Here is a 21,637-nt window from a genome sequence, read left to right on the forward strand (position 1 = left end):
TGGCTAGATACAATTCGGCTACGCCGAGGAACGAGCATCGTCATTAAAACAATTTCATAATATATTATTGACTTATGTATGTTTAATTTTGTGATAGCACGTACGTTTTGACGGAAGGCTGACAGACGTTTGCGCTGTAAACCAAAATGAATATTTGTAGCGCAATACGGCTTCAAGTATACTATCCTCCCGTTTTGGTTATTCTGTTTTTACACCTATTCTCTCAGGTTCAGCATGATAACAAACTATATTTTTGTAACCGGCGGGGTCGTCTCTTCCTTAGGCAAAGGTATTGCTGTAGCCTCCTTGGCGGCTATTCTCGAAGCTCGTGGCCTTAATGTTACTATTGTGAAGCTGGATCCTTACATCAATATGGATCCAGGAACTATAAGTCCTATCCAGCACGGAGAAATTTTTGTAACTGAAGACGGCGCCGAAACGGATCTAGACTTGGGACATTATGAGCGCTTCATTCGCGCCAAAATGTCGCGCCATAATCACTTCACCACCGGCCGCATTTATTCAGATGTGTTACGAAAAGAGCGTCGCGGAGATTATCTTGGTGCCACCATTCAGGTTATTCCTCACATCACTAATGCCATTAAGGAATGCATTATCGAAGGCAACAAGGGTCACGATGTCGTGCTGGTAGAAATTGGCGGTACCGTCGGGGATATCGAATCGCTGCCCTTTTTGGAAGCTATCCGACAGATGGCAGTAGAAGTCGGGCGCGAACATGCTCTCTATGTGCATTTAACCCTGGTGCCGTACATGGCTGCATCCGGTGAAGTGAAAACTAAACCGACCCAACACTCCGTGAAAGAACTTCTCTCTATTGGTATTCAGCCAGATGTTGTGATTTGTCGCTCTAATCGTTCGGTGCCAAATAACGAACGAGCAAAAATTGCTTTATTCTGCAACGTACCAGAAAAGGCGGTAATTTCGCTTAAAGACGTTGATTCGATTTATAAAATTCCGGCGCTATTAAAATCACAAGGGCTTGACGATTATATTTGTAAACGATTTAGTTTGAAATATCCTGAAGCAGATCTGTCAGATTGGGAGAAGGTGATTTATCAGCAGGCGAATCCGGTCGGCGAAGTGACTATCGGCATGGTCGGAAAATATACTACTTCACCAGACGCCTATAAGTCGATCATTGAAGCCCTAAAACACGCCGGTTTAAAACATCGTTTAACGATAAAGATCCGTTTGATTGATTCTCAGGATGTTGAAACCCGTGGCGTCGAAATACTGAAAGATTCAGACGCTATCTTGATTCCCGGTGGCTTCGGCTATCGCGGCGTGGAAGGTAAAATCCTCACTGCGCAATGCGCGCGTGAGCAGAAAATCCCCTATTTGGGTATTTGTTTAGGGATGCAGGTAGCGTTAATCGAATTCGCCCGTCACGTGGCTGGGTTACAAGATAGCAACTCTACTGAATTTGCGCCAGATTGCAAATATCCGGTGGTAGCGCTTATCACCGAATGGCGCGATGAAGACGGCAATGTAAAAATGCGTAGCGAGAAAAGCGATCTAGGCAGCACTATGCGCCTTGGCAGCCAAACCTGCTATTTAGCAGACGATAGCTTAGCTCGGTCGCTGTATGGCGAGTCCACTATTTTAGAACGCCACCGTCATCGCTATGAAGTCAATAATATGCTGCTGAAGCACTTAGAATTCGCCGGCCTACGAGTTTCAGGTTGGTCAGGAGACAACAAGTTGGTAGAAATTATTGAATACCCAAACCATCCATGGTTCGTCGCCAGTCAGTTCCACCCGGAGTTCACCTCAACGCCACGCGATGGTCATCCGTTATTTGGTGGATTTGTTAAAGCCGCAGGTGATTATCAAAAACGGGCGCAAAGATAAAAACACGGGAAACTAGAGCACAAGCGACGTCTGAAGCCTGTTAAAAACAGTATTTAAACTTATACTGAGGAAATACAAATGTCCAAAATTGTAAAAATCATTGGCCGTGAAATCATTGATTCCCGCGGAAACCCAACTGTAGAAGCAGAAGTACATCTGCAAGGTGGTTTCGTTGGTCTAGCTGCTGTACCGTCGGGCGCTTCAACCGGTTCGCGTGAAGCGCTGGAGCTGAGAGACGGCGATAAATCCCGTTTTTTGGGCAAAGGCGTCACTAAAGCGGTTAATGCGGTAAATAATCCTATCGCTCAGATCTTGATCGGTAAAGACGCCAAAGATCAGGCCGCTCTAGATAAAACAATGATCGATTTAGACGGCACTGAAAAAAAATCTAAATTCGGCGCTAACGCTATTTTGGCCGTTTCCCTGGCTGCCGCTAAAGCCGCTGCTGCTTCAAAAGGTATGCCGCTGTATGAATACGTTGCTGAGATAAACGGTACGGCGGGTAAATTTTCTATGCCGCTGCCGATGATGAACATCCTTAACGGAGGTGAACACGCTGACAATAATATCGATATTCAAGAATTCATGATTCAGCCGGTCGGCGCGAAAAGCTTTAAAGAAGCAATTCGCATGGGTTCTGAAGTCTTCCATAATCTAGCGAAAGTGCTAAAAAGCAAAGGCATGAGCACTGCCGTGGGCGACGAAGGCGGCTATGCGCCAAATCTAGAATCTAATGCTGCGGCGTTAACCGCTATCAAGGAAGCGGTCGAGAAAACTGATTATATGTTGGGTAAAGATATTACCATTGCCATTGACTGCGCGGCCTCAAAATTTTTTGAAGAAGCTACCGGCAACTACAACCTAGAAGGCGAAGGCAGGATCTTCAATTTTCAAGAATTTACCCATTACCTGGAAGATCTGAGCAAACAGTATCCGATCGCGTCTATCGAAGACGGCCTGAATGAATTTGACTGGGACGGTTTTGCTTATCAGACCAAAGTGCTGGGCGATAAAATCCAATTAGTTGGTGATGATTTATTTGTCACTAACACAAAAATTCTAAAAGAAGGTATCGAGAAAGGTATTGCCAATTCCATTCTCATAAAATTCAACCAGATCGGTTCGTTAACTGAAACGTTGTCAGCCATTAAAATGGCTAAAGATGCGGGCTATGGTACCATTATTTCGCACCGCTCCGGAGAAACCGAGGACGCTACTATTGCCGATCTGGCGGTAGGCACTTCTGCAGGCCAGATTAAGACTGGCTCCATGAGCCGTTCCGATCGCGTAGCAAAATATAACCAGCTTCTTCGTATTGAAGAAGCGCTGGGAAACCGCGCGCCATTTAACGGTCTTCGTGAAGTGAAAGGCTATAAATATAACAACAGCTCTGTTTAGTGGCTAGATTTTTTCTCTATGGCTTTTCCCGAAACCGGAAAATAAGTTGTCAGAAGGTGATTGTTCTTTGAGGTAATAAGGCCGATAAGATGGATAGGACAAATCACTTGTAAGTGATGATAACCGGAAGTGAGCCTCTAGTTTGTATGAACTGTACCCTTAATTCATACGCTGGAGTAGCAAGAGTCAATAAAATTAGCTAAATCCAGGAAATACATTGCATACCATAAGTAAGAAGCTTAGCATTTAAATTATTGATAAAATTTACTTAGAACCGTACTAACATGATGAATAATGTCGTCAAAACTTTGTCTGTTTCAGACTTGTGACGATAACCTTTAACGCAAAGGCATACTTTACTGTGAAGTAGACGCTTAATGTTTTGTGTAAGCAATAAGGATAATCTTAACTAACCTATTTTATGTTTATATTACAAAATCTGAGTTACAACCTAATATACTGTTAACCAGTGTTTGATGTCGGCGCATTAAGCGAGAGTTAATCCCGATAATAAGATAAATTAAAATCATTAAATTAATAAAAGATTTGTGTTAGGCATGATTGCGATGCGGAAGAAGTAGATTGCCGCTATGGATACTCTGACCATTGCAGATGCAGACCACCGCTTTATGGAAAGCGGGAAATGGATACTGCTTCACAAGCCTGTGGCATCGTCTGCCTAATACGCGACACCACTGACCGAGTCTACCTAGGCAAAACGGACAAAAGCGGCAGCAGCACGACATATCGGTGGCGAAGTATTCGCAACATCTGTGTTATTGACCAGCGATTTGCATTGATGACAGAAGCACTGAACCGCATTGGATATTGCTGCGAGTCTCGGTATCGCAGCCAATGCTGACAATATTACGCCACATTTCTTTCAGGTTGCCGGAGATAGTTATCTCGCTAACTGGATATTGAATTTCGCCGTTTTCCACCCAAAAACCAGCGGCGCCGCGGGAGTAGTCGCCTGTCATGGCGTTGACGCCTTGACCCATTAGCTCCGTCACGACTAATCCGCGCCACATCTTTTGCAACAGGCCGGCGAAATCGATTGCGTGATGTGATATCCGCCAATTGTATATTCCGCCGGCGTGTCCCGTACTCTTCATGCCAAGCCTGCGCGCCGAATAACTGCCGAGCAACCAGGTATTGAGTACGCCGTCTTTCACAATGGTGCGATTACTAGTTTTTACCCCTTCACTGTCAAACGGTGACGAAGCCAAGCCTTTACGCAAATGAGGGTGCTCTTGAATAGAGAGCCAATCTGGAAAAATGGCCGTACCAAGCGAATCGAGCAGGAATGTTGACTTGCGATACACATTATTACCGCTAATAGCCTCGACGAGATGGTCAAACAATCCGATAGCAACTTCGGAAGCAAACAGCACTGGAGCCTCTATAGTCGATAGTTTACATGAATTCAGGTGCGCTAATACGCGTCGAGCGCACTCTTCGCCCACCCACTGTGGCGAACGCAAATCACTAAATGCACGGCCAAGAGTATAGCCATAATTACACTCCATATCACCGCCGCTTTCGGCGATAACGCTACAAGAAAGAGAATACCGGCTACCGCTATAGCTTTGAAGCATGCCGTGACTATTACCAAACACGCGAGTGCTAACATGACTATTAAATCTACCCCCTTCGGTATAAATAATGCGCTTATCGCTTTTAAGAGCCGTCTGTTCGGCCTCAGCTGCCAGGGCAATCCCGCGTTCGGCATCCAGCTCGGTGGGATAAAATAAATCCAGATCCTGCGCCTTAAACGCCAATAGCGCTTTTTCAGCTATCCCAGAAGCCGGATCGGGTGAAGTGTAACGGGCAATGTCTAGCGCAGCTGAAACAGTGTGGAAAATAGCATCCCGACTAAGATTAGTGGAAGAAGCGCTACCTTTGCGCTGCTGATAATAAACGGTAATTCCAAGAGCACCATCGCTATGGCATTCGACTTTCTCTAGTTCACCATAGCGAGTACTAATGCTAAGACCGGTTGTTTTAGTTACTTTCACTTCCGCTTCATCTGAACCAACGCATGCTAACTTAAGAGCCTGAGCGACCACATTTTCTAAATGTATACGTTGCTGAGTAATCTGAGTGACTAAATTCATAATTTTGCTATTTCATAAAGCGTTATTCGCTAGAGAAGATTTCGCCGAAAGCCCGGCAAAGTTAAATTATGTAATCAAGTAATCTGATACCGCTTACATAATGCTTTCAGTCTAACACTCCGTAACGCATTTGCTGTACGCACGAAAAAAGAACAGAAATACAGAGATTACCATCAAGCATTCTGAATATACAGATTAAGCTTGCGCTTTCCGTACATCTTTCACGTTTCGCACGGTATTTTAGACGCTAGTCATACCCATTATGGTAAAAGAAAAATGAAACGATGTCGAAGAGGATAACAAACAGCGTATTGGATTTTAAAAAACTTTTCTAAAATGCGATTCACATCAAAGTCAAACTTTTTCACTGCTGTTAACTCCTTTACTATATTACACTCCAATCTCTAGTACTACCCTGTTAAGGGATCGGGTTATCTGCTAAACGATTCCTGCGTTCGTTGCGTATGTCTGTTTGTAAATCGTTGTAGTCAGTGCGATAAATCTAATCTTCCTAGTGCACTATGGCAGATGCTTTACAAAAGTGTTATATATTGATACTGAAAACAGCAGCATGGTAATGCTGGATCCATACAGTAAGCATCTCGGCCTCTCAAGATAAGGTTGCCAGTCCGCTAAACCTTACGAAGGTATTCGAACAATGAACCACTAAAGCGGAAATTGGCTTTTAGAGGCCGTTGCAGGCAAGGTTTTAACTTAAACCAACATCGGCGATTGTGCTGCATTGTTTTCCGTTGATCAAGGTGATCGATTCTAGAACTTATGGGGCACTTTGACAAACTATAACAGCTGGCCAGTTACTACTGGAGTTGTTATTTGAACAAGAATAAGTATGTCAAATCTGACGCTGTCGTTGGCCAAAAGAGCCGTCTGATCTGGAGCAAGAACCGAGGCTAACTGGTGCGCCTAATTTGCATGCAGTGACTTATACTTATTAATAGTTAGTACGCGATGGATAGATATGCTGATGAAAGGTTATAAGCATGTATAATCGATTATATACTTGTGATAAAATTCACACTTTGTCAGTGTAAATTTACATAATATTCATAATTATTAATTTACGTAGTACACGGAGGCATTATGAGTACTGCCACACGTCAACCCGGTAGGTCACATGCTCGTTTGACTTTTTTTGTTTGTTTTATGGCCGCGTTGGCTGGCCTATTATTTGGATTGGATATTGGCGTTATTGCCGGCGCATTACCTTTTTTATCTTCGGATTTGCAAAGCGATAATCGCCAACAAGAATGGATAGTCAGCTCTATGATGTTTGGCGCCGCAGTGGGCGCAGTCGCCGCAGGCTGGATGTCAGCTAAGCGGGGGAGGAAATTCAGCTTACTTATTAGTAGCGTTTTATTTATTATCGGCTCGTTATGGTCAGCGTTATCCCCCAATGTGGAATCCATTATCATCGCACGTATTTTATTGGGTCTAGCAGTCGGGATTGCCTCTTACACTGCGCCGCTTTATTTATCGGAAATTGCATCGGAAAGCATCCGCGGCTCGATGATTTCTATGTATCAGTTAATGATCACTATTGGAATTTTAGCGGCTTATTTGTCTGATACCGCTTTCAGCTATAGCGGATCTTGGCGATGGATGCTAGGAGTCATTACTATCCCAGCAGTGCTGATGTTTATCGGTGTCCTGTTTTTGCCGGGAAGTCCACGCTGGCTTGCGGCACGAGGACGTTACCATGAAGCACAGAAAGTACTGAATATGTTGCGAAGCTCCAGCGAGCAAGTACGTAAGGAGCTTGATGAAATCCACGAAAGTTTGAAAATTAAACAAAGTGGTTGGGCATTATTTAAAAATAACCCTAATTTCCGCCGCGCGGTATTCCTCGGCGTTTTATTACAGGTGATGCAGCAATTTACTGGTATAAATGTAATTATGTATTATGCGCCAAAAATTTTTGGTATTGCTGGCTTTGCCAGTACCACCAACCAGATGTGGGGAACGGTGATTGTCGGATTGGTCAACGTACTTGCGACGTTTATAGCTATCGGGTTGGTAGATCGCTGGGGCCGAAAACCGACGCTGAAGCTCGGTTTTCTTGTAATGGCGCTCGGTATGGGCGTGTTAGGTACACTTCTCCATCTAGGCGTCGACACCGACTTTCGAAAATATTTTTCGATTGTCATGTTAATGTTATTTATCGTTGGTTTTGCCATGAGCGCCGGCCCGCTGATTTGGGTATTGTGTTCCGAAATACAGCCACTGAAAGGACGCGATTTTGGTATAACCGTTTCTACCGCTACTAATTGGATTGCTAATATGATAGTCGGTGCTACTTTTTTGACCATGTTAGAAACACTAGGCAATGCCAGCACTTTCTGGATCTATGGCGCATTGAATGTTCTGTTCATCGTATTGACTATTATGCTGATTCCAGAAACCAAAAACGTTTCTCTTGAACATATTGAACGTAACCTGATGACAGGCAAACTGCTACGCGAAATCGGCGCGCGGGACTAAGCTTTACGTCTATTGAAAAAACGCCGCTAATCGGCTGAATAGCGGCGTTTCAGATATGAAGTTACCATGCGGTCTTAAAGACAAGACTTGGTTATTCTTTTATCTGATTCAATTATTTATTAACCTGTGACGATATTCTCTATAAGAGCCAGCTATACCTAAGCACAATGCTTGTTGTTATTTCTCACTTCTCGATAAGAACACTAACGCATCATGACTTACCAATGTGCTCGAGAAATGGTGCAAGGGATTGTCTGGTCTTTAATCGCTAGTCTACATTTAGACGCTCTTAACAACATTATCCGATAAACTCGAAGTGTCGCGGGGAGACAACTGATACGGTACTGGCTACAAAACGTACATAAACTAGGTTGTGGTTGTTAACAAGACCCCTTCATTCGCTTTACACATATTTTTTATTTACTCTGGCTATTAGCGTTTTGTAGTGGATGAGCTAATAACTAATTTCATCTTACTGAGTTCGCTATAATCATCGGAATCAAGTAACACTGGTCTAGCTTTTCAGCTATGAAGGCGATATTTATAACCCGACAGCCTACAGCAGCCGCGGAGCGAGTAGGAAAGTTATTACCCGTCCGGCCTTAAAATAATCTTTATTTGATCTTCATCTGGCGATGATCCAAGAAGGGGAATGCATTTATTAACAACACCATTGTTAAATATAATACGCGAACTAACTTATATAGCGGCTTAAGAAGTTGTTAAAAATGCGCTCTTTTTTGTCAAACATCAGATATTGTTTCTGTTGTTGGAGGATGTATGGAATATCAACTATTGAAAACTGATGGTCAGGCTCGACGTGGACGGCTTGTTTTTGAGCGGGGTGTGGTGGAAACACCGGCGTTTATGCCGGTTGGGACATACGGTACCGTTAAGGGCATAACTCCTGAAGAAGCAAAAGAGACTGGGGCACAAATCTTGCTAGGAAACACTTTTCATTTATGGCTGAGACCAGGGCAGACTGTGATAAAGCTGCACGGCGATTTACACGATTTTATGCAATGGCATGGCCCAATACTCACTGATTCTGGCGGTTTCCAAGTATTCAGCCTGAAAGGCATTCACAAAATCGCTGAAGAAGGTGTGCATTTTCGTCATCCAATTAACGGTAGTAGGATTTTCCTTAGTCCGGAAAAGTCGATGGAAATCCAGTACGATCTAGGTTCCGATATCGTAATGATTTTTGACGAATGTACGCCTTATCCGTTGGATTGGAGTTATGCTAAACAATCGATGGAAATGTCGCTGCGCTGGGCGGCACGAAGCCGCCAACGCTTTGACGAGCTAGATAATCCTAATATGCTATTCGGCATTATTCACGGTGGTGTTTACGAAGATCTAAGAGATGTATCGGTAAAAAAATTGGTAGAGATTGGATTTGACGGTTACGCTGTGGGTGGCTTGGCCGTAGGGGAACCTAAGGCAGACATGCACAGGATCTTATCGCATCTCTGCCCGCAAATTCCGGCTGATAAACCGCGATACTTAATGGGGGTCGGTAAGCCAGAAGATTTAGTAGAAGGCGTGTGTCGCGGTATCGATATGTTTGACTGTGTTATACCGACCCGTAATGCTCGTAATGGGCATCTGTTTGTCACTGATGGTGTAGTAAAAATACGTAATATTCGGTATAAAGATGACGTCGCACTGCTGGATGCGGAATGTGATTGTTACACCTGTCGTAATTATAGCCGCGCATACTTGCATCATCTTGATCATTGCAACGAAATATTGGGCGCTCGTTTAAATACTATCCATAACCTACGTTATTACCAACGTTTAATGGCGGATTTACGACAGACTATCGATGAGGGTACATTAGGATACTTTGTAGATGCGTTTTATCGTCGGATAAATAAGCCAAATTTTATCTTTAACTGTTGAGTTATATAATCACAAGGAAATTTAAATGAATTTTTTCGTTTCTGAGGCCATTGCATCTGCTGATACGTCGTCCCAATCTAGTCCTTACTCTCTAATGGTGATGATAGTTCTCTTCGGTCTAATTTTTTATTTTATGATCCTACGCCCGCAGCAAAAACGCGCTAAAGTGCATAAAAAACTGATGAGTTCCATTTCTAAAGGAGATGAAGTCTTGACGACCGGCGGACTAGTGGGTCGCGTAGTGAAAATCACGGATAGCGGTTATATTGCCATCGCACTCAACGACGTCTACGAAGTAGTCATCAAGCGTGATTTTGTGACTGCTATTTTACCGAAAGGTACAATAAAAGCATTGTGATAGCTTTTTCTGAAGAGAACCGGCTGTGTTAAACCATTATTCCTTGTGGAAGTATATTATGCTGGTGCTTACACTGGTCGTCGGCTTGTTATATGCATTGCCCAACCTCTATGGTGAAGACATGGCTATACAGATCACTGGCGCGCGAGGGGGCGCCGCCAGTGAGTCGACGCTGGTCCAGACCCGCAACATATTAGAGCAAGAGCATATTGCCAGCAAATCTATCGCATTAGAAAATGGCGCTATTGTAGCTCGTTTCGCTAGCTCCTATCTGCAGTTGCGCGCTCGAGAAGCATTAACGGCTGTGCTTGGTAACAATTATGTTGTAGCACTTAACTTGTCGCCGGCTACGCCCGCCTGGTTATCTATGCTCGGGGCCGCGCCGTTGAAGTTGGGCTTAGACTTGCGCGGCGGCATCCACTTCCTAATGGAAGTAGATATAGATACCGCGCTCAATAAGCTACAGGAAAAAACGATAGATACTGTGTGCGGCGATTTACATGATAAAGGGATTCCCTATACGACTGTACACAAAATAGCGAATTACGGCAACGAAATTCGCTTCCAGGATGCCGCAACCCGAGATCATGGGATCTTTTGGCTAACACCTCGGCACCGTGATTTAGTGATTGATCGTTACGGTAGTAATGCCCTGCGCGTGACGCTACCAAGCAATCTCTTGCGCAAGGCCCGGGAACGTGCAGTACAGCAGAATATCACCGTCTTGCGAAAACGCGTCAATCAACTGGGAGTTGCCGAGCCTCTTGTACAACGACAAGGCTCCGATCGTATTGTGGTTGAACTTCCTGGTATTCAGGATATGGCTCACGCTAAGGAAATCCTCGGGGCGACAGCGACGCTTGAGTTTCATCTAGTCAATAGTACATTGGATCAAACTGCGAGCATCAATAGTCGCGTGTTAGAGGATTCTGAAATGAAAACCGTCCGCGACGGTCAACCGGTTGTTTTGTATAAACGAGTGATCTTGACCGGGGATCACATTACCGATTCCACCTTTAGCACCGATGAATATAACCGCCCACAGGTGAATATTTCTCTCGACAGCGATGGCGGTAAAACGATGTCTGATTTCACTAAAGACAACATTGGCAAACTGATGGCTACCTTGTTTGTTGAGTATAAGAATAGTGGCAAGAAAGACGCCAGCAATCGTTTTATTTTAGTGAAGCAAGAAGAGGTTATCAATGTTGCTACTATTCAGTCGCGACTTGGTAACAGCTTCCGTATCACCGGTTTCAACAATTATAACGAAGCACGTCAGTTATCGATGTTGCTTCGAGCGGGGGCACTCATTGCACCAATCCAGATTGTGGAAGAGTGTATTATAGGTCCGACCTTGGGGTTACAGAACATTGCCCAAGGGCTGAGAGCCTGTTTATGGGGGCTGGTGGCATCAATTCTATTTATTGTGGTGTGGTATCGCCAATTTGGTCTTATCGCAGCCACCGCGCTCATCGTTAATCTGGTGTTAATTATCGGCATTATGTCTCTATTGCCAGGCGCAACACTGACCATGCAAGGAATTGCTGGTGTTGTATTGACACTAGCGGTAGCAGTGGATGCTAATGTGCTCATCAATGAGCGCATTAAAGAGGAGTTGCGCAACGGTCGCACGGTACAGCAGGCTATTCATGAGGGTTATCGGGGCGCTTTCTCCAGTATTATTGACGCTAACGTTACCACGTTAATTACCGCCGTGATCCTGTATACCATGGGGACAGGATCCATCAAGGGCTTTGCTGTCACTACCGTCATCGGAGTCGCTACCTCTATGTTTACGGCAATCATCGGTACACGTGCTATAGTTAACCTGCTTTACGGCGGCAAACGCATCTATAAGCTATCTATCTAGGAGCAGCTTGTGATTCAGCAACAACGAAATGTGGGAAACTTGAATTACGGTTGTAAAATCTATGATTTTATGCGCTGGGATTATGTCGCATTTAGCCTATCGGCTGTCCTGCTTATCGTTTCCATAGCCATCATGGCGCTAAAGGGTTTTAACTGGGGGCTAGATTTTACGGGCGGGATGTTGATTGAACTTAAATTGGAACAACCTACGGGTCTTGAGCAATTACGTGATGCGCTTAAGAAGGTAGGTATGACCGATCCACTAGTGCAGAATTTCGGTAGTAGCCGAGACGTAATGGTCCGTATATCACCGATGCAAGAAAGTCTTAGCCAAGAATTAGGAAATAAAGTTCTTGATATAATTAATCAAGCTACGGGTCAGAATGCTGCTGTAAAACGGATCGAGTTCGTCGGTCCAAGCGTTGGTATCGATCTTGCACAAGATGGTAGCATGGCGCTACTGATTGCGTTGATCTGTATTTTAATTTATGTCAGTTTCCGTTTTGAATGGCGGATGGCGGTTGGAGCGGTGTTAGCGTTAGCGCATAATGTTATAATCACGCTCGGTTTTTTATCTCTGCTGTACATCCAAGTCGATCTAACGATTATCTCATCCTTGATGTCTGTAATCGGCTATTCGCTGAATGACAGCATTGTGGTATCGGACCGTATTCGTGAGAACTTCCATAAGATATGCCGAGGTAGCACTTACGATATTTTCAACGTCTCGCTAACGCAGACTCTAAATCGAACTATCATGACTTCGGCTACTGTGTTGATGGTGGCACTAATACTGTTCATTTTTGGCGGGACGATCCTGCATGGATTTTCAATCACGCTGTTCATCGGCGTATTTATCGGCACTATTAGTTCGATCTATGTGGCATCAGCGCTGACCCTGCGGCTTGGTATAAAGCGTGAGCATCTGCTGCGGCAGGTAGAGAAACAAGAGACCGACTAACCATCACTATTGCCTTGATGGAGACGCCGAACGCTGCAAGCACGCAGCAATCTTACTGCTGTAGTCAACTTATCTAGTTACATCCGGTCAAACGTGTGAAAAGGTATTGCTTGCTGTTTGCACTTTTCCAAACGCCAGATCTTATACGCAGTGACGACCTGAAATGCCACTACCTTGTATCTAAAAAACAACTAGCGCTTTTCTTTTACTCGTATTAAAAGGCGCTAAAGGCGCCTTTTCTCTTCACAAATAGAGTAATTATTTTTTGAAAACCGGGATGCTAAAACGTTTATTAAATCGATCAACACGACCACCGGTATCAACTACACGTTGTTTACCGGTGTAAAACGGATGACAAGCACTGCAAACATCAAGATTCAGATCATGACTCATGGTAGAGCGGGTCTTAATGACATTGCCGCAAGAACAAGCAGCGGTAATTTCTTGATAATTTGGGTGAATATTTTTTTTCATAGCAAACCTCTTCTTATACTGCGAACTATGAGGTGAAAGTCATACCGAATGTCGTCAATCTTTGCAAATAAAATCCGCATATCAAAACGACGCAGTGTACATTATCAGTGCTTTCAATTCAGGATGGATACATGTCCTTTGTAAATGTTACATTACAGGTGCCTTTTGCTCGAATATTTAGTTACCTTTTGCCCGATAACGCGACGCCGACAATTGGGGGGCGGGTCAGGGTTCCATTTGGCCAACGTCAAGCTATTGGCATCGTTACTGCCATTCACAATCACAGCGATGTAGCCCTGGACAAGTTACGACCAATCAGCGATGTCCTCGACAGTCAATCATTGTTTTCGGACAGCCTCTGGCGCATCCTACATTGGGCCATCGGATATTACCATTATCCAGCCGGCGCAGTACTGTTCCACGCTTTACCTGTTCTGCTGCGCCAAGGAAAACCCGCTACGATAGCACCGTTGTGGCAGTGGTTCGCTACGGAACAGGGCCTCAGTACGCTCCCAAAGAATTTGAAGCGAGCACCTAAACAGCAACAAGCACTGGCGTCGCTACTGCGTGGTCCGGTATATCGCCATCAAGTGAGCGAACTGCAGTTAGCCAATACCGCGCTGCAGGCACTACGAGCCAAAGGGTTATGTGATTTGCGGCTTCGGACGGCAGATACACACGACTGGCGTCCCGAGTTTCGGGTTAACGACAAACGGCAGAGGCTAAATACCGAACAAGCTGCTGCTGTTGGGGCTATTCGCAACGAAGATAACCGGTTTGCTGCCTGGTTGTTAGCCGGCGTGACAGGTTCCGGCAAAACCGAAGTATATCTGACAGTACTAGAAAATATTCTTACCAAAGGCCAACAGGCGCTGGTACTTGTACCAGAAATCAGCTTGATGCCGCAAACCATTGCCCGCTTTCGCGAGCGTTTCAATGCTCCGGTTGAGGTTTTACACTCGGGGCTCAACGATAACGAACGTCTAGCTGTTTGGATGAAAGCGCGACGCGGTGAATGCGCTATTGTCATTGGTACTCGATCGGCGCTGTTCACCCCTTTCGCCAGGCTGGGTATTATTGTCATCGATGAAGAACATGATAGTTCTTATAAACAGCATGAAGGCTGGCGCTATCACGCACGCGATCTTGCTGTTTTTCGCGCGCGAGAAGAAAAGATACCGATTGTTCTTGGTACCGCTACGCCTGCTCTTGAAACCATTTATAATGTGCAGAAGAAAAAATATCGTCAACTCACGTTGGATAAACGTGCTAGCAGCGATAAACCCACAGGTCAAAAATTGTTGGATATAAAAGGGCTTGCGCTAACCAACGGCCTCTCGACGCCTCTTTTGGACAAAATGCGCATACATTTACAGGCTGATAATCAGGTCATGCTGTTTTTAAATCGGCGTGGTTTCGCACCAGCGTTACTGTGCCACGAATGTGGCTGGATTGCTGAATGCCAACGCTGCGATCACTATTATACACTGCATCAATATCAGCGTCAGTTACGCTGTCACTACTGTGACAGCCAACGTCCGCTGCCATATCAATGCCTGCAGTGTGGTTCTACCCAGCTGGTCACTTTCGGGTTAGGCACCGAGCAATTGGAAGCAGCACTTACACCTTTATTTCCAAGCGTACCAATAACACGCATCGATCGCGATACTACAGCGCGTAAAGGAGCTCTGGAAAATTATTTAAATCAAGTGCAGCTTGGCGGCAAGCGCATTTTAATTGGCACTCAAATGCTCGCTAAAGGGCACCATTTTCCAAATGTTACGCTGGTATCGTTACTGGATGTGGATGGCGCAATATTTTCCGGAGATTTTCGCGCCGCCGAACGTTTCGCCCAGTTATATACGCAAGTCGCCGGCCGGGCTGGCCGCGCTGACAAGCAAGGAGAAGTATTATTACAGACCTGTCATCCAGAGCATCCACTTCTGCAAACGTTACTTCATCGCGGTTATATGGAGTTTGCGCGGCAAACTTTACAAGAACGTCACCAGGCAGGGTTGCCGCCTTTTACTAGTCACATTGTGTTTCGGGCTGACGATCATGATAATCACCAGGCGGGATTATTTCTTGAACAATTACGTCAATTGCTGGACGACAGCCCGCTGCGTGACAATGCATTATGGCTAATAGGACCGATCCCAGCGCTAGCGCCCAAGCGCAGTGGGCGTTTCCGCTGGCAATTGTTGCTATTCCACCCTTCTCGTCTACAGTTACAACGCCTGGTTACCGCCAGTTTGCCGCTAGTGAGCACACTGTTACAGTCACGCAAAGTGAAATGGTCGTTGGACGTAGACCCCCTTGACAATTGAAGACAGTTTCTGCAATCCCGTTTCAGAAATGACCGTAAGAGTTTCAGCAGTCTCCTGGTCGTTTCCCGCCGACGCGGAATCTGATAAAAAGAAGGAGGTGCTGTTATAAGAAGCAAGGCGAAGAAGCTGTGCTTATCCTCAGGATATAAAAGAGCAATTGAGCGTTACTACTTTACTACCTTAATCACCTCCGTATACACTCACACGTTTTATAGTCTATAGTATAGGTGAGGCTTTCAACGCTTTTGTATTATTGTTACAATATAAAACAGTGATAGCAATCCATTCCTTAAACAAGCAGAAGAACAAAAATAGGACTTGTAATGCCTGGCGTTCCTGTTAATTTTGTGAAATAGAGCGTTTCGCTAGTACGTTGGCTAAGCAGCAATAATGCTCAACGCTCACATTTTCCGCACGCAGTGTTGCGTCGATGCCTTGCTCTTCCATTTGTTGCGCACTAAAAAGATTATCTAGGCTATTACGCAACGTCTTACGGCGTTGATTAAACGCCAGTCTGGTCAACATGGCGAGTTTACTCAGATCTTTCACTGGGAATGGCAACGTGGTATAAGGAACCAGCCGTACCACTGCTGATTTTATTTTTGGTACCGGTCGAAATGAAATAGGCGGGACTTCCAGTACCGGGATGATCTGGCAGTAATACTGGGCCATGACGCTTAACCTGCCGTAGGTCTTGCTATTTGGACCGGCCACTAATCGGTTGACCACCTCCTTCTGCAGCATGAAATGCATATCGTGTATGGCATTAGTATACCTGAAAAGGTGAAACATGAGCGATGTAGAGATGTTATATGGCAAATTACCAAAGATCCGCAATAGCTGTCTCCGTTCAGCAGACAGAGCTGCAAAATCGACCATCATTGCATCCTTTTGCATAATATTTACCTTAGACTGTAAAAAAGGATGTCTGCTTAGACGGAAGGCTAGATCGCGATCTAGTTCGATAACAGTTATTTCACCAACGCGTTCCACTACCGGCTGAGTTAGAGCGCCGAGACCCGGCCCGATTTCTACTATTGCTTGACCTGGCTTCGGATATATAGCGGCAACAACAGCCTCAATGATTGAGCTGTCATGTAGAAAGTTCTGGCCGAAACGTTTTCGTGCTAAATATCCTTGGTATACGAGGTTATTCATTATAATGCTTTATCATATCAATGGAAAAATTAAGTGCCGCTTTAATACTCCCTGCTCCCGCCTGACCTGATCCGGTTAAGCCCAGCGCGGTACCATGATCGACAGAAATACGAATACAGGGAGAACCCAAGAATAAAATTAACCGCCCGGTCGAATTCTTGATACTTTAACCGAAAGACCCTGATCGTGATACATCGCTAGCACCACGTCTGCCTTCTGCAAAGATTTCGATTGAATAAGATATCAGCGAGCAGAGAACCAACGAGATTATAACCTTTAGCGCGTAGCGTATCCATGGCTGGCGATATCACCTCAATTTCTTCACGGCCCATATGTCCACCCTCGCCAGCATGGGGATTCAACCCACAAACGTAAATGCACAGCTGCGCGATGCCGAATAGCTGCTGCAGATTCTGGACCAGAATCGTTATAACGTCATCGAGGGACCGTCGAGCGACCGTTTTAGGAGCTGCTAGTAGCGGTAAGTGGGTGGTGGCGTGCATGACACGCAGTCAGTGACCAACGTCATGACGACGCGATTACTTCCGTTGCGCCGAGCGAAATATTCAGTAGTATTACCGCTATGCCGTTGTCGTTAATGACGACCTTATGCGCTGAACCTGTGAGTAATGCTGAAAATGCAGCGTGAAGGCAGTCCATCATAAAAGCTCGGGCTAGCGTTTCGATCACGTAATAACTATTGGTGTTATTCAGCTGCCGCGACGACTGGTGCAGAGGTCACAATAGCTAGCACCGTTAGTTCGCCGGATCGCTGCGTGGTGACCGGTTGTTCAGGCCGATAGAGGTTACAGTTTCAACGGCAGCAAGCTGTTTTGCCCGCATCGTCAACAACGCGGGATCACAGCACAAATAACTAATTCTGCTGGCTACGTCTGTTGGCTAGTTCAGCGACCGACAAGATCCGGACCACTCCCGGCGAATTCGCCGGGAGTGATAACAATGCGTTGATTTACTGTCCATGGCTATCAAATATTTTCACGTAAGCGGAGGCGCGCTGTTCCTGCATCCAAGTTTCCGCCTCTTCAGAGAACTTGCGGTTAAATAACAGTCGGTAGGCGCGATCTTTTTGGACTTTGTCGGTATAGTCCGCTTGGCGGGTGTCGATAAGCTGAATTAGATGCCAGCCGAAAGAAGAGTGCACTGGCGTACTAATCTCCCCTTTCTTCAGGTGTATTAGCGCGTCGCGGAACGCTGGATCGAAGGCATTATTCGAAATCCAACCAAGATCGCCGCCCTGATTTGCCGAGTCAGAATCTTCGGACAGCTGTTTGGCGGCGGCAGCGAAGCTGATATCTCCTTTCTTAATTTGTGTAGCGATATCTTCTAACTTAGCATATGTTTGCTGGTTATTCATCATGACCGAAGTACGTAGTAAAATATGGCGTGCATGAACTTCCTTGACTATCACTTTCTGATCGCCTCCGCGGACGTCGTTAACTTTTAGAATATGAAAGCCAACTCCGGAACGAATTGGGCCGATAATCTTACCTTTCAGAGTACTCTGTAGGCATGTTGCAAACAGAGATGGCAGTTCTTTCAATTTTCTCCATCCCATTTCCCCGCCTTTCAACGCCTGAGTATCACCGGAATAAGTCATTACCAACCTGCTGAAGTCGGCGCCGTTTTTGCTTTGCGCAATAATTGAGGTGGCTAGCGTTTCCGCTTTGTCCAGCTGATCCTGCGTCGAGTGTTCTGGTAACGGAATGAAGATATGGCTGAGATTAAATTCTGCGCCGTTGCTGGCCTGGATAGTAATCTGTTGCGCAAGAGACTTGATTTCCTGTGGCAAAATAGTAATGCGGCGGCTGACTTCTCTGTTACGTACTTCGGCAATCAACATCTCTTTTCGGATTTGTGCTCGATAGGCATGATCATCCATACCATCATAGGCCAAGCGGTTGCGAAGCTGATCGAATGGCATATGGTTTTGGTCGACGATATTATCGATGACCTGATCCAGCTGCTCGTCGCTGATAGTAATGTTATCTTGCTCAGCCAGTTGCAAAATAATGCTATCCATAATTAGCAGATTGAGGATCTGTCGGCGTAGTGTCGCGCTGTCCGGCAACTGTTGGTTAGCTTTTTGAGCGCTGTGTCTCACAATAGACAACATATTGTTCACTTCGCTTTCCAAAACAATGGAATTGTTCACCACGGCGGCAATTTTGTCCACAATCTGCGGTGCCGCGAGCACGCCCTTAGCGCACAGGACGATGCCAAGGATACATGCTCTCCAATTTTTCATAATGATTCCAGATATATCAACTGTATATGAGGGTTAAGTTCAATGTTTACGTCGAGACTGTAACTCTAAAATATCCGCTGATAGGGCAATATACTGGAGGCTAGCATCATCTTGTTCGCACCCAAATTATAATTGTTGCTCAAACCGCGTAACTCAATATTAAGCGACACTTTATTGTTGTACTGGCTTAAGTTGCCCGTTTTGTTCCAGTCGGTCATCTTCCGTTCATAGCCCACGTTGATAGACCAGCAGCAAGTGTTATATTGTAAAGCGACAAGTTGGTCTCTCGGCTGATTTGCTTTCGTGTCATAATGATACGCCCCAATCAGCGACCAACGGTCTGCAAACGACCAACTTCCGATTACTCCCACTTGCGAAATACCATGCTGAAAGCTGCGACGGTTTTTTATATCAAATAACATCTGCGTAATATATGACTGACTTGCGTAACGGTAATTTAATTGTAAAATGTGGTTTTCATCTCTTTTGTACTCAAGTACCGTATTACACAACGCAACGCTGCTAAGCCTAGATTCATATTGCAGGCTGCCGCGAATCCTCCACTGATTGCTGATACGCCAGTCGCTATCCCCTGCCAATACCACGATGCCAGTATTATTATAATCATTCCAGTCGCCTGTAATATCACCGGTACGGGGCCGCAAAAAGTAGTAGATTTGACCCACGGAAGCGTTAAATCGTTCTACGTGTTGATCATCATAAATACGGGTAGTGATACCTCCCGCTAATTGGTTAGAAGAGGAGATGCGGTCCAGACCACTGTAAATTCGATCGCGGAATAAAGCAGTATAGTCAGTTTGCAAGACGGTGGAGTCATAAACGCCGATATCGTTTTGGTTTCGATAAGGCACAAATAGATACTGCAGGCGCGGTTCCAGTGTCTGCGTGTAGTTCGGTGCATAATCTATATCACGCTCGAACAACATCTTGCCTTCAGTCTTGAACTGCGGCAATACGCGGTTTACCGCGCTTTTCAGATAACGGCGTGTATCTGTGCTGACATTGTTCCTGTCAATATTTTTTTGCTGATAATACGTTGCCATTAGTTTAGTTTCAGTATTGAAACTACTCCAACGGTTCACTAGCGGAAAGTAAAGCGTAGGTTCGATGTGTAATCGGATCGCTTCAGGGGAACTGTTGTGAATATTGGTAAATTTAGCCGCTTGACTGAATATTTTGAAATTAAACGGACCAACATCGTTTTTATAGTAAGTTACATCAAGTTGAGGAACAACACGATAAGCGTTACTACTATTAGTATTAAAGACCTGGAACTGTTTATACGACAAGGCGGCTTCCCAGTTCTTGTCGGCATAGCTGAAACAGAATTTCTGCGTAGCGTAACCGTCGGTGGTGTTACCGTATTTGGAATCTAAATCATTAAAGTAGTAAAAATCACTGACTTTAGTATAATCAAAGTTGAAACGCCACACCTTATTCAGGATTCCATTATGGCGCCAGTAGAACACCCAACGATCACGATCACCGTCGATCGCTTGTTTGTTTTTGTGCAACCGATCTTTAAGAAGCCAGTCAAATGCCACCAGTCCCTCCCCAGGAGTGGTGAGGTAGCGGAGCTCGGTCTGAATCTGGATACCGTGTTGACTCATGTAATTCGACGTGATCGTGGCGTCATAATTCGGCGCCAGATTTAGGTAATATGGCGCAATAAACTCGAATCCATTATTGCTACCGTATTTGGCATGAGGAATAAGAAAGCCGGCATGGCGTTTGTTGCCGACCGGAATTGTTAAATATGGGCTGTAAAATACCGGTACGTTGCTGATTTTAAAGTATGCGTTCCAAATTTCAGCGACTTCCTTTTTGCGGTCGTGAATAATCTCTGATCCCATAATACTCCAACTATCGTCCCCGGGTAAACACGACGTGAAACTGCCGTTTTCCAATACCGTATAACGGTTATTTCCGCGCTGTTTCATGTTATCGGCGTTGCCGCGGCCTTGCCGTCCAACCATCTGGTAATTACCCTGATAGACGTCAGTGTCTTTAGTATTAAGATTGGACCAGGCTTTTGGTCCCTGCAGCTTGATCGAATTACTGAAATAATTGACATGTCCTGTAGCAGTGACGGTACGCAGCGATGTGTTGTTCTGCGCCTGGAATTGCGTGAGCTGCACTTCATCTGCAGTGAGAGTGCTGTTGCCTTGTTTAATATCTACGTTGCCACTAAAGAACATATATTCGGGATAATTAGCTACAACTTTATCAGCCTGGATATGCACCGGAAATGAATTAGCATCGCCGATGATCAGAGGTTTAGTATAGGCCGGTACGCTCAATAGACATTGACCCACTAGATCGGGAAACGCTTGTCGGCTATAAAGAGCGGATCCAATAAGGCTGGTTAAAAATATGAGTAAACATTTTTTTATGAGCATTTTAGATGTC

General features: G+C 45.1%; 13 protein-coding genes and 1 pseudogene. 8 read left to right on the forward strand and 6 right to left on the reverse strand.

The genetic code is table 11. The features are described from left to right. The first annotated feature begins 234 nt into the window (after positions 1-234). On the forward strand, positions 235-1,872 hold the full coding sequence (gene pyrG, locus A4A68_RS00655; protein WP_067565410.1) for a glutamine hydrolyzing CTP synthase: 1,638 nt from the start codon (positions 235-237) through the stop codon (positions 1,870-1,872). Between the two features lie 78 nt (positions 1,873-1,950). Continuing rightward, a complete protein-coding gene (gene eno / locus A4A68_RS00660; RefSeq protein WP_067565413.1) occupies positions 1,951-3,270 on the forward strand; it encodes a phosphopyruvate hydratase in 1,320 nt (439 codons plus the stop codon). Between the two features lie 776 nt (positions 3,271-4,046). Here the strand turns inward: eno and pmbA are convergent. Then, positions 4,047-5,387 carry a metalloprotease PmbA gene (gene pmbA, locus A4A68_RS00665; RefSeq protein WP_067565415.1) on the reverse strand — a complete coding sequence of 447 codons (1,341 nt, stop codon included), beginning with the start codon at positions 5,385-5,387 and terminating at the stop codon, positions 4,047-4,049. 1,101 nt (positions 5,388-6,488) lie between these two features. Between pmbA and A4A68_RS00670 the strand changes: the two genes are divergently transcribed. From A4A68_RS00670 to secF, 5 genes are all read left to right on the forward strand, one after another. Beyond that, a complete protein-coding gene (locus A4A68_RS00670; protein WP_067565418.1) occupies positions 6,489-7,886 on the forward strand; it encodes a sugar porter family MFS transporter in 1,398 nt (465 codons plus the stop codon). 780 nt (positions 7,887-8,666) lie between these two features. Beyond that, complete coding sequence (gene tgt / locus A4A68_RS00675; RefSeq protein ID WP_067565421.1) at positions 8,667-9,791, forward strand: tRNA guanosine(34) transglycosylase Tgt; 1,125 nt, start codon at positions 8,667-8,669, stop codon at positions 9,789-9,791. Positions 9,792-9,816: 25 nt separating this feature from the next. Further along, positions 9,817-10,149 carry a preprotein translocase subunit YajC gene (yajC, locus tag A4A68_RS00680; RefSeq protein ID WP_067565424.1) on the forward strand — a complete coding sequence of 111 codons (333 nt, stop codon included), beginning with the start codon at positions 9,817-9,819 and terminating at the stop codon, positions 10,147-10,149. Between the two features lie 25 nt (positions 10,150-10,174). Continuing rightward, positions 10,175-12,022, forward strand: a complete 1,848-nt coding sequence (secD, locus tag A4A68_RS00685; protein WP_082800139.1) for a protein translocase subunit SecD — start codon at positions 10,175-10,177, stop codon at positions 12,020-12,022. 69 nt (positions 12,023-12,091) lie between these two features. Further along, positions 12,092-12,982, forward strand: a complete 891-nt coding sequence (secF, locus tag A4A68_RS00690; RefSeq protein WP_082800161.1) for a protein translocase subunit SecF — start codon at positions 12,092-12,094, stop codon at positions 12,980-12,982. A 258-nt stretch (positions 12,983-13,240) separates the two neighbouring features. On the opposite strand, the gene rpmE is transcribed toward secF, so the two are convergent. Further along, on the reverse strand, positions 13,241-13,456 hold the full coding sequence (rpmE, locus tag A4A68_RS00695) for a 50S ribosomal protein L31 (protein WP_067565430.1): 216 nt from the start codon (positions 13,454-13,456) through the stop codon (positions 13,241-13,243). 131 nt (positions 13,457-13,587) lie between these two features. Between rpmE and priA the strand changes: the two genes are divergently transcribed. Next, complete coding sequence (gene priA / locus A4A68_RS00700; protein ID WP_067565433.1) at positions 13,588-15,783, forward strand: primosomal protein N'; 2,196 nt, start codon at positions 13,588-13,590, stop codon at positions 15,781-15,783. A 339-nt stretch (positions 15,784-16,122) separates the two neighbouring features. Here the strand turns inward: priA and rsmA are convergent, their stop codons facing one another. From rsmA to lptD, 4 genes and pseudogenes are all read right to left on the reverse strand, one after another. Next, positions 16,123-16,941 (reverse strand): 16S rRNA (adenine(1518)-N(6)/adenine(1519)-N(6))-dimethyltransferase RsmA, encoded by an 819-nt coding sequence (rsmA, locus tag A4A68_RS00705; RefSeq protein ID WP_067565436.1) that lies wholly within the window; start codon positions 16,939-16,941, stop codon positions 16,123-16,125. Further along, a pseudogene (gene pdxA / locus A4A68_RS00710) lies at positions 16,934-17,903 on the reverse strand (4-hydroxythreonine-4-phosphate dehydrogenase PdxA). Before pdxA ends, rsmA begins: the two are co-directional and overlap by 8 nt. 8 nt (positions 17,904-17,911) lie before the next feature. Then, positions 17,912-19,207 carry a peptidylprolyl isomerase SurA gene (gene surA / locus A4A68_RS00715; protein ID WP_067565440.1) on the reverse strand — a complete coding sequence of 432 codons (1,296 nt, stop codon included), beginning with the start codon at positions 19,205-19,207 and terminating at the stop codon, positions 17,912-17,914. Positions 19,208-19,272: 65 nt separating this feature from the next. Continuing rightward, complete coding sequence (gene lptD / locus A4A68_RS00720; RefSeq protein ID WP_408605379.1) at positions 19,273-21,621, reverse strand: LPS assembly protein LptD; 2,349 nt, start codon at positions 21,619-21,621, stop codon at positions 19,273-19,275. Positions 21,622-21,637: the final 16 nt, after the last annotated feature.

Origin of the sequence: Candidatus Doolittlea endobia (genome assembly GCF_900039485.1) — a bacterium.
GTDB classification, from domain to species: Bacteria; Pseudomonadota; Gammaproteobacteria; order Enterobacterales; family Enterobacteriaceae; genus Doolittlea; species Doolittlea endobia.